Annotated in this window: 15 protein-coding genes and 1 pseudogene; 14 read left to right on the top strand and 2 right to left on the bottom strand. The window is 57.9% G+C overall.

Features of this window, described 5'->3' with window-relative positions; translation table 11 throughout:
- The first annotated feature begins 116 nt into the window (after positions 1-116).
- Together nhaA and nhaR are read left to right on the top strand one after the other, a co-directional pair.
- Positions 117-1,292, top strand: coding sequence for a Na+/H+ antiporter NhaA (gene nhaA / locus ACQUTI_RS16495; RefSeq protein WP_017901221.1), 1,176 nt, complete (start codon positions 117-119; stop codon positions 1,290-1,292).
- Positions 1,293-1,345: 53 nt separating this feature from the next.
- Complete coding sequence (gene nhaR / locus ACQUTI_RS16490) at positions 1,346-2,242, top strand: transcriptional activator NhaR (RefSeq protein ID WP_002887961.1); 897 nt, start codon at positions 1,346-1,348, stop codon at positions 2,240-2,242.
- Positions 2,243-2,350: 108 nt separating this feature from the next.
- Here nhaR and rpsT read toward each other — a convergent pair whose 3' ends face one another.
- Complete coding sequence (gene rpsT, locus ACQUTI_RS16485; protein ID WP_002887965.1) at positions 2,351-2,614, bottom strand: 30S ribosomal protein S20; 264 nt, start codon at positions 2,612-2,614, stop codon at positions 2,351-2,353.
- Positions 2,615-2,730: 116 nt separating this feature from the next.
- On the opposite strand from rpsT, the pseudogene ACQUTI_RS16480 reads away from it, so the two are divergent.
- The 8 genes and pseudogenes from ACQUTI_RS16480 to ACQUTI_RS16445 all read left to right on the top strand — a co-directional run.
- A pseudogene (locus tag ACQUTI_RS16480) lies at positions 2,731-2,936 on the top strand (DUF2575 domain-containing protein); the annotation flags it as partial.
- 7 nt (positions 2,937-2,943) lie between these two features.
- On the top strand, positions 2,944-3,882 hold the full coding sequence (gene ribF / locus ACQUTI_RS16475) for a bifunctional riboflavin kinase/FAD synthetase (protein WP_004204236.1): 939 nt from the start codon (positions 2,944-2,946) through the stop codon (positions 3,880-3,882).
- Positions 3,883-3,925: 43 nt separating this feature from the next.
- The gene (gene ileS, locus ACQUTI_RS16470; protein ID WP_004204238.1) at positions 3,926-6,742 is read left to right on the top strand and encodes an isoleucine--tRNA ligase; all 2,817 of its coding nucleotides are present in this window, start codon (positions 3,926-3,928) and stop codon (positions 6,740-6,742) included.
- On the top strand, positions 6,742-7,242 hold the full coding sequence (lspA, locus tag ACQUTI_RS16465; protein WP_004204239.1) for a signal peptidase II: 501 nt from the start codon (positions 6,742-6,744) through the stop codon (positions 7,240-7,242). Before ileS ends, lspA begins: the two co-directional genes overlap by 1 nt.
- A 116-nt stretch (positions 7,243-7,358) precedes the next feature.
- Positions 7,359-7,808, top strand: coding sequence for an FKBP-type peptidyl-prolyl cis-trans isomerase (fkpB, locus tag ACQUTI_RS16460; RefSeq protein WP_004204241.1), 450 nt, complete (start codon positions 7,359-7,361; stop codon positions 7,806-7,808).
- Position 7,809: 1 nt separating this feature from the next.
- The gene (gene ispH / locus ACQUTI_RS16455; protein WP_002887979.1) at positions 7,810-8,760 is read left to right on the top strand and encodes a 4-hydroxy-3-methylbut-2-enyl diphosphate reductase; all 951 of its coding nucleotides are present in this window, start codon (positions 7,810-7,812) and stop codon (positions 8,758-8,760) included.
- Positions 8,761-8,827: 67 nt separating this feature from the next.
- Entirely contained in the window at positions 8,828-9,742 is a 915-nt protein-coding gene (gene rihC, locus ACQUTI_RS16450) for a ribonucleoside hydrolase RihC (RefSeq protein ID WP_004204242.1), read from the top strand.
- Between the two features lie 29 nt (positions 9,743-9,771).
- Entirely contained in the window at positions 9,772-10,122 is a 351-nt protein-coding gene (locus tag ACQUTI_RS16445) for a DUF805 domain-containing protein (protein WP_049004272.1), read from the top strand.
- Here the strand turns inward: ACQUTI_RS16445 and ACQUTI_RS16440 are convergent.
- Entirely contained in the window at positions 10,085-11,014 is a 930-nt protein-coding gene (locus ACQUTI_RS16440) for a LysR family transcriptional regulator (protein WP_049093225.1), read from the bottom strand. The genes ACQUTI_RS16445 and ACQUTI_RS16440 overlap by 38 nt on opposite strands.
- Positions 11,015-11,106: 92 nt before the next feature.
- Here ACQUTI_RS16440 and ACQUTI_RS16435 point away from each other — a divergent pair, with 92 nt between their 5' ends.
- The 4 genes from ACQUTI_RS16435 to carB all read left to right on the top strand — a co-directional run bounded on the left by ACQUTI_RS16435 (position 11,107) and on the right by carB (position 17,707).
- Entirely contained in the window at positions 11,107-11,736 is a 630-nt protein-coding gene (locus ACQUTI_RS16435; RefSeq protein ID WP_064795068.1) for a hypothetical protein, read from the top strand.
- Positions 11,737-12,037: 301 nt separating this feature from the next.
- Positions 12,038-12,859, top strand: coding sequence for a 4-hydroxy-tetrahydrodipicolinate reductase (gene dapB, locus ACQUTI_RS16430; protein WP_004204265.1), 822 nt, complete (start codon positions 12,038-12,040; stop codon positions 12,857-12,859).
- 457 nt (positions 12,860-13,316) lie between these two features.
- A complete protein-coding gene (carA, locus tag ACQUTI_RS16425; protein ID WP_004204266.1) occupies positions 13,317-14,465 on the top strand; it encodes a glutamine-hydrolyzing carbamoyl-phosphate synthase small subunit in 1,149 nt (382 codons plus the stop codon).
- Positions 14,466-14,482: 17 nt separating this feature from the next.
- Positions 14,483-17,707 (top strand): carbamoyl-phosphate synthase large subunit, encoded by a 3,225-nt coding sequence (gene carB, locus ACQUTI_RS16420; RefSeq protein WP_017901208.1) that lies wholly within the window; start codon positions 14,483-14,485, stop codon positions 17,705-17,707.
- Positions 17,708-17,776: the final 69 nt, after the last annotated feature.

The following is a 17,776-nucleotide window of genomic DNA, read 5'->3' as shown; positions in this document are numbered from 1 at the left end:
CTCCTCTTTGATTCGTAAAAATCGAATGTTTACTCAACTTAAATCTGATTTTTTCGAGTTATCAGTTTGTGTATTATGCTTTTATCGAGTTATTCACCAACAGGATGAAAGTAAAAGTGAAACATCTGCAACGATTCTTCAGTAGCGATGCTTCCGGCGGCATTGTCTTAATCATCGCCGCGGTGCTGGCGATGGTCATGGCCAATACCAGCGTGACCAGCGGTCTGTATCACTCCTTCCTTGATACGCCTGTACAGCTGCGGGTGGGGGCGCTGGAGATCAACAAGAATATGCTGCTCTGGATCAATGATGCCCTGATGGCGGTGTTCTTCTTGCTGATTGGCCTCGAGGTCAAACGCGAGCTGATTCAGGGCTCGCTGGCGAGTCGTCGTCAGGCGGTCTTTCCAGTGATTGCCGCGCTCGGCGGGATGATCGTCCCGGCGCTGGTCTATCTGGCCTTTAACGCTCAGGATCCTGTCGCCAGAGAGGGATGGGCGATCCCGGCAGCGACGGATATTGCCTTTGCCCTTGGCGTGCTGGCGCTGTTAGGCAGCCGCGTCCCGACGGCGCTAAAGATTTTCCTGATGGCGCTGGCGATCATTGATGACCTGGGGGCTATCGTGATTATCGCGCTGTTTTATACCCACGACCTGTCAATGCTCTCGCTGGGCGTGGCGGCGGCGGCGATTGCGGTGCTGGTGGCCCTGAATCTGAGCGGCGTGCGGCGCACTGGGATCTATATTCTGGTCGGCGCGGTGCTGTGGACGGCGGTGCTGAAGTCCGGCGTTCACGCGACGCTTGCCGGAGTCATCGTCGGCTTTATGATTCCGTTACAGGAAAAGCAGGGTAAATCCCCGGCCAAAGCGCTTGAGCATGTCCTGCACCCGTGGGTCGCGTTTATGATCCTACCGCTGTTTGCCTTTGCCAACGCGGGTGTCTCGTTGCAGGGGGTCACACTTGATGGACTGACGTCGCTGCTGCCTCTGGGCATCATGGCCGGCCTGTTTATCGGTAAGCCGCTGGGGATCAGCCTGTTCTGCTGGCTGGCCCTGAAGCTGAAGTGGGCCTCGCTGCCGGAGGGGACCACCTGCGGGCAGATTATGGCGGTGGGTATCCTGTGCGGGATTGGCTTTACGATGTCGATTTTTATCGCCAGTCTCGCCTTTGGCAACGTGGATCCCGCGTTGATCAACTGGGCCAAGCTTGGCATCTTGATCGGCTCAGTGTTATCGGCCGTCACCGGATACCTCATACTGCGTCAGCGCGCGACGGATACTCGCCTCGCGGTATAACCTTTCTGCGGAGGGCCTCTCCGGCCCTCCAGGACATTATCAGGGAGAGAAGCATGTCACATATCAACTACAACCATCTGTACTACTTCTGGCACGTCTATAAAGAAGGGTCTGTCGTGGGCGCGGCGGAGGCGCTGTTTCTGACGCCGCAGACCATTACCGGGCAGATCAAAGCGCTGGAGGAGCGTCTGCAGGGTAAATTATTCAAGCGCAAGGGAAGAGGGCTGGAGCCGAGCGAGCTCGGGGAGTTGGTCTTCCGCTATGCCGACCGGATGTTTACCCTGAGCCAGGAGATGCTCGACATCGTCAACTATCGCAAAGAGTCTAATCTGCTGTTTGACGTCGGCGTGGCCGATGCGCTCTCGAAGCGGCTGGTCAGCGGCGTGCTGGATGCCGCCGTTGTCGAAAGCGAGCAGATTCATCTGCGCTGTTTTGAATCCACCCATGAGCTGCTGCTGGAGCAGTTGAGCCAGCATAAGCTCGATATGATTATCTCTGACTGCCCGATCGACTCGACGCAGCAGGAAGGGCTGTTTTCGGTGAAGATTGGCGAGTGTAGCGTCAGCTTCTGGTGTATGAACCCGGCGCCGACGAAGCCGTTCCCGGCTTGTCTCGAAGAGCGACGGCTGCTAATCCCCGGCCGACGATCGATGCTGGGACGTAAGCTGCTGAACTGGATTAATGTGCAGGGGCTGAAGGTGGAGATTCTCGGCGAGTTTGACGACGCGGCGCTCATGAAAGCCTTTGGCGCTGCGCATAATGCGATATTTGTCGCGCCGACGCTCTACGCGCATGATTTCTATCATGATGAATCGATTGTCGAAATTGGCCGCATGGATAGCGTGATGGAGGAGTATCACGCTATTTTCGCCGAACGGATGATTCAGCATCCGGCGGTACAGCGCATCTGCAATCGCGATTATTCGTCGCTGTTTACTGAACCCAGATAGCCGGAAAGCGTGGCTGGCGTGGCTCAGGTCGCGCCAGGGCGGGGAAGATGACAGGCATAAAAAAACCCGCTTTCGCGGGTTTTTTCACAAAGCGACAACAAGCAGCGATTAAGCCAGTTTGTTGATCTGAGCGGTCAGGTTAGCCTTATGACGCGCAGCTTTGTTTTTGTGGATCAGACCTTTAGCAGCCTGACGGTCCACGATCGGTTGCATTTCGTTAAATGCTTTTTGTGCAGCAGCTTTGTCGCCAGCTTCGATAGCTGCGTATACTTTCTTGATGAAAGTACGCATCATAGAGCGACGGCTAGCGTTGTGCTTGCGAGCCTTTTCAGACTGAACGGCGCGCTTCTTAGCTGATTTGATATTAGCCAAGGTCCAACTCCCAAATGTGTTCTATATGGACAATTCAAAGGCCGAGGAATATGCCCGTTTAGCCTTCTTTTGTCAATGGATTTGTGCAAATAAGCGCCGTTTAACACCACAGCGCTTCATTACGTAGTGATGGCGCAAGATTCTACCAGCTTGTTGCAGGCGAATACAGCTTTTCCACCATAAAAATCGCCGGGGGCGGGCGGTTTTCCCGCTTACCCGCGCTGAGTGAATGAATTCCTGAGAACTTTCGTTGCCGAGGAGCAATCGCTGGTTAACGTTGACAGTTGTACAAGGTATACTCGGACGATTTTCACTGTTTTGAGCCAGACATGAAGCTGATACGCGGCATACATAATCTCAGTCAGGCCCCGCACGGGTGCGTGCTGACCATTGGCAATTTTGACGGCGTGCATCGTGGGCATCAGGCGCTGCTGCAGCGATTGCGCGAAGAGGGCCGCCAGCGCGGTTTACCGGTGGTGGTGATGATTTTCGAACCCCAGCCGCTCGAGCTTTTTGCCGCCGATAAAGCCCCGGCGCGGTTGACCCGCCTGCGTGAAAAGCTGAGCTATCTGGCTGAAAGCGGGGTCGACTATGTGCTGTGCGTTCGCTTCGACCGCCGGTTCGCCGCGCTGACGGCGCAGGATTTTATCAGTGAACTGCTGGTGCGCCGCCTGGGCGTGCAGTTCCTTGCCGTCGGTGACGATTTCCGCTTTGGCGCTGGTCGCCAGGGGGATTTCTTGTTATTACAAAAGGCGGGGGCGGAATACGGCTTCGACGTCACCAGCACCCAAACCTTCTGCGAAGGCGGGGTGCGGATCAGCAGCACGGCGGTGCGTCAGGCGCTGGCCGATGACGATCTTCTTCTTGCGGAGACGCTGCTCGGCCATCCGTTTAGCATTTCCGGACGCGTCGTGCATGGCGACGAACTGGGCCGTACCATAGGTTTTCCGACGGCGAACTTACCGCTGCGTCGTCAGGTTTCCCCGGTTAAAGGGGTCTATGCGGTAGAAGTGACAGGTCTGGGCGACAAACCGATCGCCGGTGTCGCCAATATTGGCACCCGTCCAACGGTAGCGGGCGTGCGTCAGCAGCTCGAAGTGCATCTGTTGGACGTTGTAATGGACCTCTACGGTCGCCATATCAATGTAGTACTGCGTAAAAAGATACGTAATGAGCAGCGGTTTGCGTCGCTGGACGAGCTGAAGGCGCAAATCGCACGTGATGAGTTAACGGCCCGCGAATTATTTGGGCTGACCAGCCAGGCCTGAGCCACTGGTGTTTATCAAACCGAAATACGGAACCGAGAATCTGATGAGTGACTATAAATCGACCCTGAATTTGCCGGAAACAGGGTTCCCTATGCGTGGCGACCTCGCCAAACGCGAACCGGGAATGCTGGCGCGTTGGACCGATGATGACCTGTACGGCATCATTCGTGCAGCCAAAAAAGGCAAAAAAACCTTCATTCTGCATGATGGCCCTCCTTATGCGAATGGCAGCATTCATATTGGTCACTCGGTAAACAAGATTCTGAAAGACATTATCGTTAAGTCCAAAGGACTGACGGGCTATGACTCGCCTTACGTTCCGGGCTGGGACTGCCACGGTCTGCCGATCGAGCTGAAAGTAGAGCAGGAATACGGCAAGCCGGGCGAGAAGTTCACCGCAGCAGAATTCCGCGCCAAGTGCCGCGAATATGCCGCCGAGCAGATCGACGGCCAGCGTAAAGACTTTATTCGCCTCGGCGTGCTGGGCGACTGGTCGCATCCGTACCTGACCATGGACTTCAAAACCGAAGCCAATATCATTCGCGCGCTGGGCAAAATCATCGGCAACGGCCATCTGCATAAAGGCGCCAAGCCGGTGCACTGGTGCGTAGACTGCCGTTCCGCGCTGGCGGAAGCGGAAGTGGAGTATTACGACAAGACTTCCCCATCCATCGACGTGGCGTTCCACGCGGTAGATAAAGCCGCGGTGCTGGCGAAATTCGGCGTCGCCGACGTCAACGGCCCGGTGTCGCTGGTTATCTGGACCACCACTCCGTGGACCCTGCCGGCTAACCGCGCTATCTCCCTGTCGCCGGAGTTCGACTATGCGCTGGTGCAGGTTGACGGTCAGGCGCTGATCCTGGCGAAAGACCTGGTCGAGAGCGTGATGAAGCGCGTTGGCGCGGCCGATTACACCATCCTGGCGGCGGTGAACGGCGCCGAGCTTGAACTGATGCGTTTCCAGCATCCGTTCCTGGATTTCGACGTGCCGGCGATCCTTGGCGACCACGTGACGCTGGATGCCGGTACCGGCGCGGTGCATACCGCCGGCGGCCACGGTCCGGACGACTACACGATCAGCCAGAAATACGGTCTGGAAATCGCTAACCCGGTTGGCCCGGACGGAGCTTATCTGCCAGGCACCTATCCGTCCCTGGACGGTATCAACGTCTTCAAAGCCAACGATATCATCGTTGAGATGCTGCGTGAGCGCGGCGCGCTGCTGCATGTGGAAAAAATGCAGCACAGCTATCCGTGCTGCTGGCGCCACAAGTCGCCGATCATCTTCCGCGCCACCCCGCAGTGGTTCGTGAGCATGGATCAGAAAGGCCTGCGCGCGCAGTCGCTGAAAGAGATCAAAGGCGTGCAGTGGATCCCGGACTGGGGCCAGGCGCGTATCGAATCGATGGTCGCCAACCGTCCTGACTGGTGTATCTCCCGTCAGCGTACCTGGGGCGTGCCGATGTCGCTGTTCGTGCATAAAGAAACCCACGAACTGCACCCGCGTACCCTTGAGTTGATGGAAGAAGTCGCGAAGCGTGTTGAAGTCGACGGCATCCAGGCGTGGTGGGATCTCGATTCCCGCGACATCCTTGGCGATGACGCTGACAGCTACGAGAAAGTGCCGGATACCCTCGACGTCTGGTTTGACTCCGGATCGACCCACTCTTCCGTGGTTGACGTGCGTCCGGAATTCGCCGGTCACGCCGCCGATATGTATCTGGAAGGCTCCGACCAGCATCGTGGCTGGTTCATGTCCTCGCTGATGATTTCCACGGCGATGAAAGGCAAAGCGCCCTATCGTCAGGTACTGACCCACGGCTTCACCGTCGATGGTCAGGGGCGCAAAATGTCCAAGTCTATCGGCAACACCGTTAGCCCGCAGGACGTGATGAACAAGTTGGGCGCCGACATCCTGCGACTGTGGGTGGCTTCCACCGACTACACCGGCGAAATGGCGGTCTCTGACGAGATCCTCAAACGCGCCGCGGACAGCTATCGTCGTATCCGTAACACCGCGCGCTTCCTGCTGGCGAACCTGAACGGTTTCGATCCGGCAAAAGACATGGTCAAACCGGAAGAGATGGTGGTGCTGGATCGCTGGGCGGTCGGCTGCGCGCAGGCGGCACAGGAAGATATCCTGAAAGCCTACGAATCCTACGACTTCCACGAAGTGGTGCAGCGCCTGATGCGCTTCTGCTCCATTGAGATGGGCTCGTTCTACCTCGACATCATCAAAGACCGCCAGTACACCGCTAAGGCGGACAGCGTGGCGCGTCGCAGCTGCCAGACCGCGCTGTTCCACATCGTGGAAGCGCTGGTGCGCTGGATGGCGCCGATCATGTCCTTCACTGCGGACGAAATCTGGGGTTACCTGCCGGGCGAGCGTGAGAAATACGTCTTTACCGGCGAATGGTATCAGGGTCTCTTCGGCCTGGCCGACGACGAAGCGATGAATGACGGCTTCTGGGATGAGCTGCTGAAAGTCCGTGGCGAAGTCAACAAAGTGATCGAGCAGGCGCGTGCGGATAAGAAAGTCGGTGGTTCGCTGGAAGCTGCGGTGACGCTGTATGCTGATGCCGACCTGGCCGCTAAGCTCAACGCACTGGGGGATGAATTGCGATTTGTCCTGTTGACCTCCGGGGCGAACGTCGCAGACTATGCGAGCGCATCTGCTGATGCGCAGCAGAGCGAACTGCTCAAAGGGCTGAAAGTCGCATTGAGTAAAGCTGAAGGTGAGAAATGCCCGCGCTGCTGGCATTACACCACCGATATCGGCAAGGTGGCGGAACACGCGGAAATCTGCGGACGCTGTGTGAGCAACGTCGCCGGTGACGGCGAGCAACGTAAATTCGCCTGATGAGTAAATCGATCTGTTCAACGGGGCTACGCTGGCTGTGGGTGGTCGTAGCCGTGCTGATTATCGATCTGGGTAGCAAATTCCTGATCCTCCAGAACTTCGCTCTGGGGGAGACGGTTCCGCTGTTCCCGTCGCTTAATCTGCATTATGCCCGCAACTATGGCGCGGCCTTTAGCTTCCTCGCCGACAGCGGCGGCTGGCAGCGCTGGTTCTTTTCCGGGATCGCGATCGGCATTTGCGTGGTGCTGACGGTACTGATGTACCGTTCGAAGGCGTCGCAAAAGCTGAACAATATTGCCTACGCCCTGATTATCGGCGGCGCGCTGGGCAACTTGTTCGATCGCCTGTGGCACGGCTTTGTGGTCGATATGATCGACTTCTACGTCGGCGACTGGCACTTCGCCACTTTCAACCTCGCCGATAGCGCTATCTGCATCGGCGCGGCGATGATTGTGCTGGAAGGCTTCTTGCCGAAACCGACCGCAAAAGAGCAGGTGTAAAGGTTAATGCCGGGTGGCGCCACGCCTGCCCGGCCTACAGAATGTGTGGTCTCCCGTCGCCCGGTAAGCGTAGCGCCTCCGGGCAACAGGTGACCTAAAACAAGCGAGCAATTTGCATGTCTAAATCCGTACAGAGCAACAGCGCGGTTCTCGTTCACTTCACGCTGAAGCTGGACGATGGATCCACCGCCGAGTCCACCCGTAACAATGGCAAACCGGCGCTGTTTCGCCTCGGCGACACCTCCCTGTCTGAAGGGCTGGAGCAACAGCTTCTTGGTCTGAAAGAGGGCGAGAAAAAGGCCTTTTCGCTGGAGCCTGACGCCGCTTTTGGCGTCCCGAGCCCGGACCTGATTCAGTATTTCTCTCGCCGCGAGTTTATCGACGCCGGCGAGCCGGAGATCGGCGCGATTATGCTCTTTACCGCAATGGATGGCAGCGAAATGCCTGGCGTGATCCGTGAAGTGAACGGCGATTCCATCACCGTCGACTTCAACCATCCGCTGGCCGGGCGCACCGTTCATTTTGATATTGAAGTGCTGGAGATCGATCCGGCGCTGGAGGAGTAACATGCAGATCCTGTTGGCTAACCCGCGCGGCTTTTGCGCTGGCGTTGACCGCGCTATCAGCATTGTAGAAAACGCGCTGACGCTGTACGGCGCGCCGATCTATGTTCGTCATGAAGTGGTGCATAACCGCTATGTGGTGGATAGCCTGCGCAAGCGCGGCGCCATATTTATCGAACAGATCAGCGAAGTACCGGACGGCGCGATCCTGATTTTCTCCGCTCACGGCGTATCGCAGGCGGTACGGAATGAAGCGAAGAGCCGCGACCTGACGGTGTTCGACGCCACCTGTCCGCTGGTGACGAAAGTGCATATGGAAGTCGCCCGCGCCAGCCGCCGTGGCGAAGAGTCGATTCTGATCGGCCATGCCGGACACCCGGAAGTCGAAGGCACTATGGGGCAGTACAATAACCCGCAAGGGGGCATGTACCTGGTCGAGTCGCCGGAAGATGTTCTCAAGCTGGAAGTCAAAAACGACGCCCGGCTGTCGTTTATGACCCAGACCACCCTCTCGGTGGACGATACCTCTGATGTGATTGACGCGCTGCGCGCGCGTTTCCCGAAAATCGTCGGCCCGCGCAAAGACGACATTTGCTATGCCACCACTAACCGTCAGGAAGCGGTGCGCGCGCTGGCGGAGCAGGCTGACGTGGTGCTGGTGGTCGGTTCGAAAAACTCCTCCAACTCTAACCGCCTCGCCGAACTGGCGCAGCGGATGGGTAAGGCAGCCTACCTGATTGACGATGCCTCCGATATTCAGGAAGCCTGGGTCAAGGATGCGGCCTGCGTCGGCGTGACGGCGGGCGCATCGGCGCCGGATATTCTGGTGCAGAACGTTATCACCCGGCTGCAGGAGCTGGGCGGTGGCGAAGCGGTGCCGCTGGAAGGCCGAGAAGAGAATATCGTTTTTGAAGTGCCGAAAGAGCTGCGTGTGGATGTCCGTGAAGTAGAGTAAGTTCTTTCCGCCTGCAATATGAGAAGATGCCAGACTTAACGTCTGGCATTTTTTTTAGGGAGAAACCATGCGCTTACCGATCATTCTTGATACTGACCCGGGCATCGACGACGCTGCCGCCATTGCTGCGGCGCTGTTCGCTCCCGAGCTGGATCTGCAGCTAATGACCACCGTGGCGGGCAATGTCTCGGTGGAGAAGACGACCCGTAACGCGCTGCAGCTGCTGCACTTCTGGCATGCCGATGTGCCGCTGGCGCAGGGCGCTTCGATGCCGCTGGTGCGTCCCCTGCGCGATGCCGCTTCGGTGCATGGCGAATCCGGTATGGAAGGGTATGACTTTGTTGAGCATCAACGTCAGCCGCTGGCGAAGCCGGCCTTCCAGGCGATCCGTGATGCGCTTATGCACGCTGCCGAGCCGATCACTCTGGTGGCGATTGGCCCGCTGACCAATATTGCGCTGCTGCTGACCCAGTATCCGGAATGCGTATTCAACATTCGCCGGCTGGTGATCATGGGCGGCTCGGCGGGCCGCGGCAACTTTACGCCGAATGCCGAATTCAATATTGCCATCGACCCGGAAGCTGCCGCGAAAGTCTTCCACAGCGGGCTGGAGATTGTGATGTGCGGGCTGGACGTCACCAATCGGGCGCTGTTGACGGCGGATTATCTGGCAACCCTGCCGACGCTGAACCAGACCGGTAAAATGCTCCATGCGCTGTTTAGCCACTATCGCAGCGGCAGCATGAGCAGTGGTCTGCGAATGCACGATCTCTGCGCTATCGCATGGCTGGCCCGCCCGGAACTGTTCACTCTGCAGCCATGTTTTGTGGCGGTGGAGACGCAGGGCACCTGGACCGCCGGCACCACGGTGGTGGATATTGAAGGACGACTGGGTCAGCCGGCGAACGCCCAGGTGGCGCTGGATATCGACGTGGAAGGGTTTCAGCGCTGGGCGGCGGAGGTGATTGCTCTGGCGCCGTAATACCCACCCAATCTTCAAGGAGAGAAGCAATGACCTATGGACAGGCGTATTTGAGCGGCTGGAAAGAGACCTTTAATTTTAGCGGCCGGGCCAGCCGACAGCAGTTCTGGACGTTTTTTCTTATCAATCTACTGATCGCCAGCGCGCCGCTGGCCGTCTGGTGTCTGGCAACCCGCCTAGACCCTCGCTACGGCATCCTCAGCTTTGTGGTCATACCCTTTGCGGCGCTGTGGCTGCTATTGATGGCGATCCCCCTGCTGGCAGTTGGCTGCCGGCGGATGCATGACATCGGCCGCTCCGGGATCTGGTTCGTGCTGGGGGTTATCATTCCGTGGTTTGCGGTTATTTCGCTGGCTCTGTGCTGCCTGCGTTCAGCGTAGGCACCGTCTCGCTGAGATAATCAATCATCGCCCGCATTCTGGCGGGCATATGCTTATCTCCCGCCCACAGCAGCCACAGATCGCCGGAATAGCTGCTGATAAATTCCCACTCGGGCAGCACCTGCACAATGTCGCCATTCGCCAGCGCCTCGCGGGCGGTGAACAGCGGCAGGCTGCCGATCCCCAGATGCTGCTTAACCGCGTCGAGGCGCACGGCGGTATGGTTGGCGGCGTACCGCCCGTATGTTTGCACCGTTTCGGTTTTCCCTTCCCGACGGAACTTCCAGCGCGCGTCGGCAGGCGTTTCGCCAAGGCTGATGCAACTGTGCGCCCGCAGTTCCTGCGGCGTGTGCGGCATACCGTGGCGCTGTAAATAGGCTTCAGTGGCGCAGATAACGTGCGTGACCGGCATCAGCGGTTTGCCATGCAGGCCGGGCGAGGGGGTATCGGTGATGCGTAGCGCCAGATCGATACCGTCATCGATAAAATCCAGAGGGCGATCTTCCAGCCGCAGGCAGACGTCAACCTGCGGGTAACGGTGAAAAAACGCCATCATCAGCGGATGGATCACAAAGCGGCCGATGGCTTTCGGTACGCTGAGCGTCAGCTTTCCCTGGGCGACCGTTTGGCGACTGCCGGCGGAATCCATCGCCTGTCGCGCCGCTTCCAGCATCTGCTGGGCATGCTGGTAAACCGTTTCCCCGGCATCGCTCAGACGCAGCTTGCGAGTGGTACGCTGCAGCAGTTTGCAGCCCATCTCTCGCTCCAGCCGCGACACGCTACGGCTAACCGCGGAAGGGGTAATGCCGCTCTGGCGGGCGACGGCGGAGAAGCTGCCCTGGTCGACGATCTGTACGAAGAGGGCAAGGTCGGGCAGGAGGTTCAGATTCATTTGTGCTCCTGGAGCAAGAGTGCATTGGCGAATGATGGGATTATCGCTGTCGGTATTAATAATATACTGGGCGAACAGAGAGGAGAATCACTATGACTGAACGGGTTTATTACACCAGCGATGCTACCGACGGGCGCGCCCAGATCATCGCCTGCACTGCAGAAGCGGATGGCCGTTACGCCATCGAACTGGATCGGACGCTGTTTCACCCGCAAGGGGGCGGTCAACCGGCGGATTGCGGCTGGATTGCCGGACAGGCCGTTGAGACGGTGGTTGTGCGCGGCGACAGGGTGCTGCATATTCTGTCGCAACTGCTTCCCCTCGGTGAAGTGGAGATGAAAATTGATGCCTCCGCGAGACAGCTGCATGCTCGTCTGCATTCTGCCGGCCACCTGCTTGGCCTGGCGGGCGAACAGCTTGGCTGGCAACCGGTGAAAGCGCACCACTGGCCCGGCGAAGGGCGGATAACCTTTGCCAGCAGGAATAGCGCCGCGCTGCCGGACGCCAGTGCGCTACTGGCGCTAGTAAAGGCATGGCAGGCGCAGGACTTACCGCGTCAGGTGACGTACGCTGACGGCATGCGCAAAGTGGGATTCGGCGAGCTGCCCGCCTATCCCTGCGGTGGCACCCACGTCGCCCGTCTGGCGGAGCTGGGCGACATTGTCATTAGTCAGATTAAGATGAAGAAGGGGCAGCTGGTGGTCAGCTACACCCTGGCGTAAGGCTTTCTGCTCTACCAGAAGTATAATGTTTCCATAGCATTTCAATGCTGGTCGGTCGAGTATGCCAGCTTTAGTGCATCTTATTTCTTAATACCGACAGATGACGAAAACGTCGATATATTGCCTCAGAGAGAGCGCCTGCACCCGCAAAGCACGCATTTCAGCACAATCGTATAGTTTTTACTGATATCGTCCGCCGTTTGTCATAAATTTCTAATTATCGGCGTTTTTGAGTAGCGGCCCGCTGACGGGCTGGTTACTCTGAAAACAATTTACGTAATGTTAACAAAAGAGAATAGCTATGCATGATGCACAAATCCGCGTGGCCATCGCCGGCGCGGGCGGCCGGATGGGACGCCAGTTAATTCAGGCTGCGCTGCAGATGGATGGAGTGGCGCTGGGCGCGGCGCTGGAGCGTGAAGGGTCCAGCCTGGTGGGCAGCGACGCCGGCGAGCTGGCAGGTGCCGGCAAAGCGGGCGTCACGGTGCAGAGCAGCCTGACGGCGGTAAAAGATGATTTCGACGTGTTGATCGATTTTACCCGCCCGGAAGGCACGCTGAACCATCTGGCGTTTTGCCGCGACCACGGCAAAGGGATGGTCATCGGCACCACCGGTTTTGACGACGCCGGCAAGCAGGCGATTCGCGATGCTGCGCAGGAGATTGCCATTGTCTTCGCTGCGAACTTTAGCGTCGGCGTCAATGTCCTGTTAAAGCTGCTGGAGAAGGCGGCGAAGGTGATGGGCGACTACACCGACATCGAAATTATCGAAGCGCACCATCGGCATAAAGTGGATGCGCCGTCAGGCACCGCGCTGGCGATGGGCGAAGCGATCGCCGGAGCATTGAACAAAGATCTCAAGGACTGCGCGGTCTACAGCCGTGAAGGCCACACTGGCGAACGCGTCCCGGGCACCATTGGCTTCGCCACCGTCCGCGCGGGGGATATCGTCGGGGAGCATACGGCGATGTTTGCTGATATTGGCGAACGTATCGAGATCACCCATAAAGCCTCCAGTCGAATGACCTTTGCTAATGGCGCGGTTCGCTCTGCATTGTGGCTGAAAGGCAAGAAAAGCGGGCTTTTTGATATGCGTGACGTGCTGGATCTGAATAGTTTATAACGATTATTACCCATCGTGATGTGGTTATTGCTATCAATAAGTTATTGATGCAAGGGGCAATATTTTGTTGCCCTTTTTTATTTTTGGCCGCTTTGGGTTGTTATTTTTCTGAATGGGCTATAAGTTAGGGTATTGTTCGGTTTTCAAGTGAATGAAATGTAAATTTTGACCATCTGGTCCACTTTTTTGCCGTCCAGCGCCAGGTTTTACACTCTTCGCCGTCCGCAAGCGTTTTCTCAGCCAGGTTTGTTGATCTTTTTGGCGTAAAAATCACATGTTATGCGCCAGTGGCGTAAAATGACATTAAAAATCTCCGCTTTAAGTTGACTTTTATCCGACATCTCTCCAGAATGCCGCCGTTTGCCAAAAATCTGCGGGCAACAGATTTGCATTGATTCAGATCGTGTTTATGAATTAATATGCAAATAAAGTGAGTGGATATTCTCTGGAGGATGTTTTGATTAAGTCAGCGCTATTGGTTCTGGAAGACGGAACCCAGTTTCACGGTCGGGCCATCGGGGCAACCGGCACGGCGGTTGGGGAAGTCGTTTTCAATACTTCAATGACCGGTTATCAAGAAATCCTCACTGATCCTTCCTATTCCCGCCAAATCGTCACTCTTACTTATCCTCATATTGGTAATGTCGGCACCAACGCCGCCGATGAAGAATCTTCTCAGGTACATGCTCAGGGTCTGGTTATTCGCGACCTGCCGCTGATTGCCAGCAACTTCCGCAGTACCGAAGACCTCTCTTCCTATCTGAAGCGCCATAACATCGTGGCGATTGCCGATATCGATACCCGCAAGCTGACGCGTCTGCTGCGTGAGAAAGGGGCACAGAATGGCTGCATCATCGCGGGCGACAGCCCGGATGCCCAGCTGGCGCTGGAAAAAGCGAAAGCGTTCCCGGGCCTGAACGGCATGGACCTGGCGAAGGAAGTGACCACCGCAGAAACCTACAGCTGGACGCAAGGCAGCTGGACCCTGGCGGGCGACCTGCCGGAAGCGAAAGCGGAAAGCGAGCTGCCGTTCCACGTCGTGGCGTATGACTTCGGCGCGAAACGCAACATCCTGCGCATGCTGGTTGACCGCGGCTGCCGCCTGACGGTGGTGCCGGCGAAGACGTCGGCGGCGGATGTGCTGGCGCTCAATCCGGACGGCATTTTCCTCTCCAATGGCCCAGGCGACCCGGCGCCGTGTGATTACGCTATCGAGGCGATTGAAAAATTCCTCGAGACCGATATTCCGGTGTTCGGCATCTGCCTCGGCCATCAGCTGCTGGCGCTGGCGAGCGGCGCCAGGACCATTAAGATGAAGTTCGGCCACCACGGCGGTAACCACCCGGTGAAAGATATTGATAACAACGTGGTGATGATCACCGCCCAGAACCACGGCTTCGCCGTGGATGAGGCGACGCTGCCGGCCAACCTGCGCGTGACCCACAAGTCGCTGTTCGACGGCACCCTGCAGGGGATCCATCGCACCGACAAGCCGGCGTTCAGCTTCCAGGGGCACCCTGAAGCGAGCCCGGGGCCGCATGATGCCGCGCCGCTGTTCGACCACTTTATCGAGTTAATTGAGCAATACCGTCAGTCCGCGAAATAATCAGGAGTAAAAGAGCCATGCCAAAACGTACAGACATACAAAGTATCCTGATCCTGGGCGCGGGCCCGATTGTTATCGGTCAGGCGTGCGAGTTTGACTACTCCGGCGCCCAGGCCTGTAAAGCCCTGCGCGAAGAGGGCTACCGCGTTATCCTGGTGAACTCTAACCCAGCGACCATCATGACCGACCCGGAAATGGCCGATGCCACCTACATCGAGCCGATTCACTGGGAAGTGGTGCGCAAAATCATCGAAAAAGAGCGCCCGGACGCGGTGCTGCCGACCATGGGCGGCCAGACGGCGCTGAACTGCGCGCTGGAGCTGGAGCGTCAGGGGGTGCTGGCTGAATTCGGTGTGACCATGATTGGCGCCACCGCCGATGCGATTGACAAGGCCGAAGACCGTCGCCGATTCGATATCGCGATGAAAAAAATCGGTCTCGACACCGCGCGTTCAGGTATCGCCCATACGATGGAAGAGGCGCTGGCGGTAGCGGCTGACGTCGGCTATCCGTGCATCATCCGTCCGTCGTTCACCATGGGTGGCACCGGCGGCGGCATCGCCTATAACCGCGAAGAGTTTGAAGAGATTTGTACCCGCGGCCTGGATCTCTCTCCTACCAACGAGCTGCTGATTGATGAATCGCTGATCGGCTGGAAAGAGTATGAGATGGAAGTGGTGCGCGATAAGAACGACAACTGCATCATCGTCTGCTCTATCGAAAACTTCGACGCCATGGGGATCCACACCGGTGACTCCATCACCGTTGCGCCGGCGCAGACCCTTACCGACAAAGAATACCAAATCATGCGTAACGCCTCGATGGCGGTGCTGCGTGAAATCGGCGTCGAAACCGGCGGCTCTAACGTTCAGTTCGCGGTCAACCCGAAAAACGGTCGCCTGATCGTTATTGAAATGAACCCGCGCGTTTCCCGCTCCTCGGCGCTGGCCTCCAAAGCCACCGGTTTCCCGATTGCCAAAGTGGCAGCCAAGCTGGCGGTAGGTTACACCCTCGACGAGCTGATGAACGACATCACCGGCGGCCGTACCCCGGCTTCCTTCGAGCCGTCCATCGACTACGTGGTCACTAAAATCCCACGCTTTAACTTCGAAAAATTCGCCGGCGCCAATGACCGTCTGACCACCCAGATGAAGTCCGTCGGCGAAGTGATGGCGATTGGCCGTACCCAGCAGGAATCCTTGCAGAAAGCGCTGCGCGGTCTGGAAGTGGGCGCCACCGGCTTCGACCCGAAAGTGAGCCTCGACGATCCGGAAGCGCTGACCAAAATCCGCCGCGAGCTGAAAGACGCCGGCGCTGAGCGTATCTGGTACATCGCCGACGCGTTCCGCGCGGGCCTCTCGGTTGACGGCGTCTTCAACCTGACCAACATCGACCGCTGGTTCCTGGTGCAGATTGAAGAGCTGGTCCGTCTGGAAGAGAAAGTGGCGGAAGTGGGCATCAACGGCCTCGACGCTGACTTCCTGCGCACCCTGAAACGTAAAGGCTTTGCCGATGCGCGTCTGGCGAAGCTGGCGGGCGTGCGGGAAGCGGAAATCCGTAAACTGCGCGACCAGTATGACCTGCACCCTGTCTACAAGCGCGTGGACACCTGCGCCGCGGAATTCGCCACCGATACCGCCTACATGTACTCCACCTATGAAGAAGAGTGCGAGTCCAACCCGTCCGTTGACCGCGATAAAATCATGGTCCTCGGCGGCGGCCCGAACCGTATCGGTCAGGGTATCGAATTTGACTACTGCTGCGTACACGCCTCGCTGGCGCTGCGCGAAGACGGTTACGAGACCATCATGGTCAACTGTAACCCGGAAACCGTCTCTACCGACTACGACACTTCCGACCGTCTGTACTTCGAGCCGGTTACCCTGGAAGACGTGCTGGAAATCGTGCGCATCGAGAAGCCAAAAGGCGTTATCGTGCAGTACGGCGGGCAGACTCCGCTGAAGCTGGCGCGCGCCCTGGAAGCCGCAGGCGTACCGGTTATCGGTACCAGCCCGGACGCTATCGACCGGGCGGAAGATCGTGAGCGCTTCCAGCACGCGGTTGACCGTCTGAAGCTGAAGCAGCCGGCGAACGCCACCGTCACCGCCATTGAGCAGGCGGTAGAGAAAGCGAAAGAGATTGGCTACCCGCTGGTGGTGCGTCCGTCTTACGTGCTCGGCGGTCGGGCGATGGAGATCGTCTATGACGAGCAGGATCTGCGCCGCTACTTCCAGACTGCGGTCAGCGTCTCCAACGACGCGCCAGTGCTGCTGGACCGCTTCCTCGACGACGCGATTGAAGTGGATGTCGATGCCATCTGCGATGGCGAAATGGTGCTGATTGGCGGCATCATGGAGCATATCGAACAGGCAGGCGTCCACTCCGGCGACTCCGCCTGTTCCCTGCCAGCCTATACCCTGAGCAAAGAGATTCAGGATGTGATGCGCGAGCAGGTGCAGAAGCTGGCCTTCGAGCTGCAGGTTCGCGGTCTGATGAACGTCCAGTTCGCGGTGAAAGATAACGAAGTCTATCTGATTGAAGTCAACCCGCGTGCGGCGCGCACCGTGCCGTTCGTCTCCAAAGCCACCGGCGTACCGCTGGCGAAAGTGGCGGCGCGCGTGATGGCCGGTAAGACGCTGGCGCAGCAGGGCGTGACCAAAGAGATCATCCCGCCGTACTACTCGGTGAAAGAGGTGGTTCTGCCGTTCAACAAATTCCCGGGCGTTGACCCGCTGTTAGGGCCAGAAATGCGCTCCACCGGGGAAGTGATGGGCGTCGGCCGCACCTTTGCCGAAGCGTTCGCCAAGGCGCAGCTGGGCAGCAACTCGACCATGAAGAAACAAGGTCGCGCGCTGCTCTCCGTCCGCGAAGGCGACAAAGAGCGCGTGGTTGACCTGGCAGCGAAGCTGCTGAAGTTTGGCTTCGAGCTGGATGCGACTCACGGCACGGCGATTGTGCTGGGCGAAGCGGGCATCAACCCGCGTCTGGTGAACAAGGTGCATGAAGGTCGTCCGCACATTCAGGACCGTATCAAGAATGGCGAATATACCTACATCATCAACACCACCGCAGGTCGTCAGGCGATTGAAGACTCCAAGCTGATTCGCCGCAGCGCCCTGCAGTACAAAGTGCACTATGACACCACCCTGAACGGCGGCTTTGCCACCGCGATGGCGCTGAACGCTGACGCCACCGACAAGGTGATTTCGGTTCAGGAAATGCACGCGCAAATCACCAAATAAGCGCTCCGGCCTGGCCGGATAGCAACACACCTGGGCTGACGACTTCGTCAGCCCATTTTTTTGGCTGCG

The organism is Klebsiella sp. 7-CIP_Kleb. (assembly GCF_050378655.1).
GTDB lineage: Bacteria > Pseudomonadota > Gammaproteobacteria > Enterobacterales > Enterobacteriaceae > Klebsiella > Klebsiella quasipneumoniae.
This window is presented reverse-complemented; position numbering and strand designations above follow the sequence as displayed.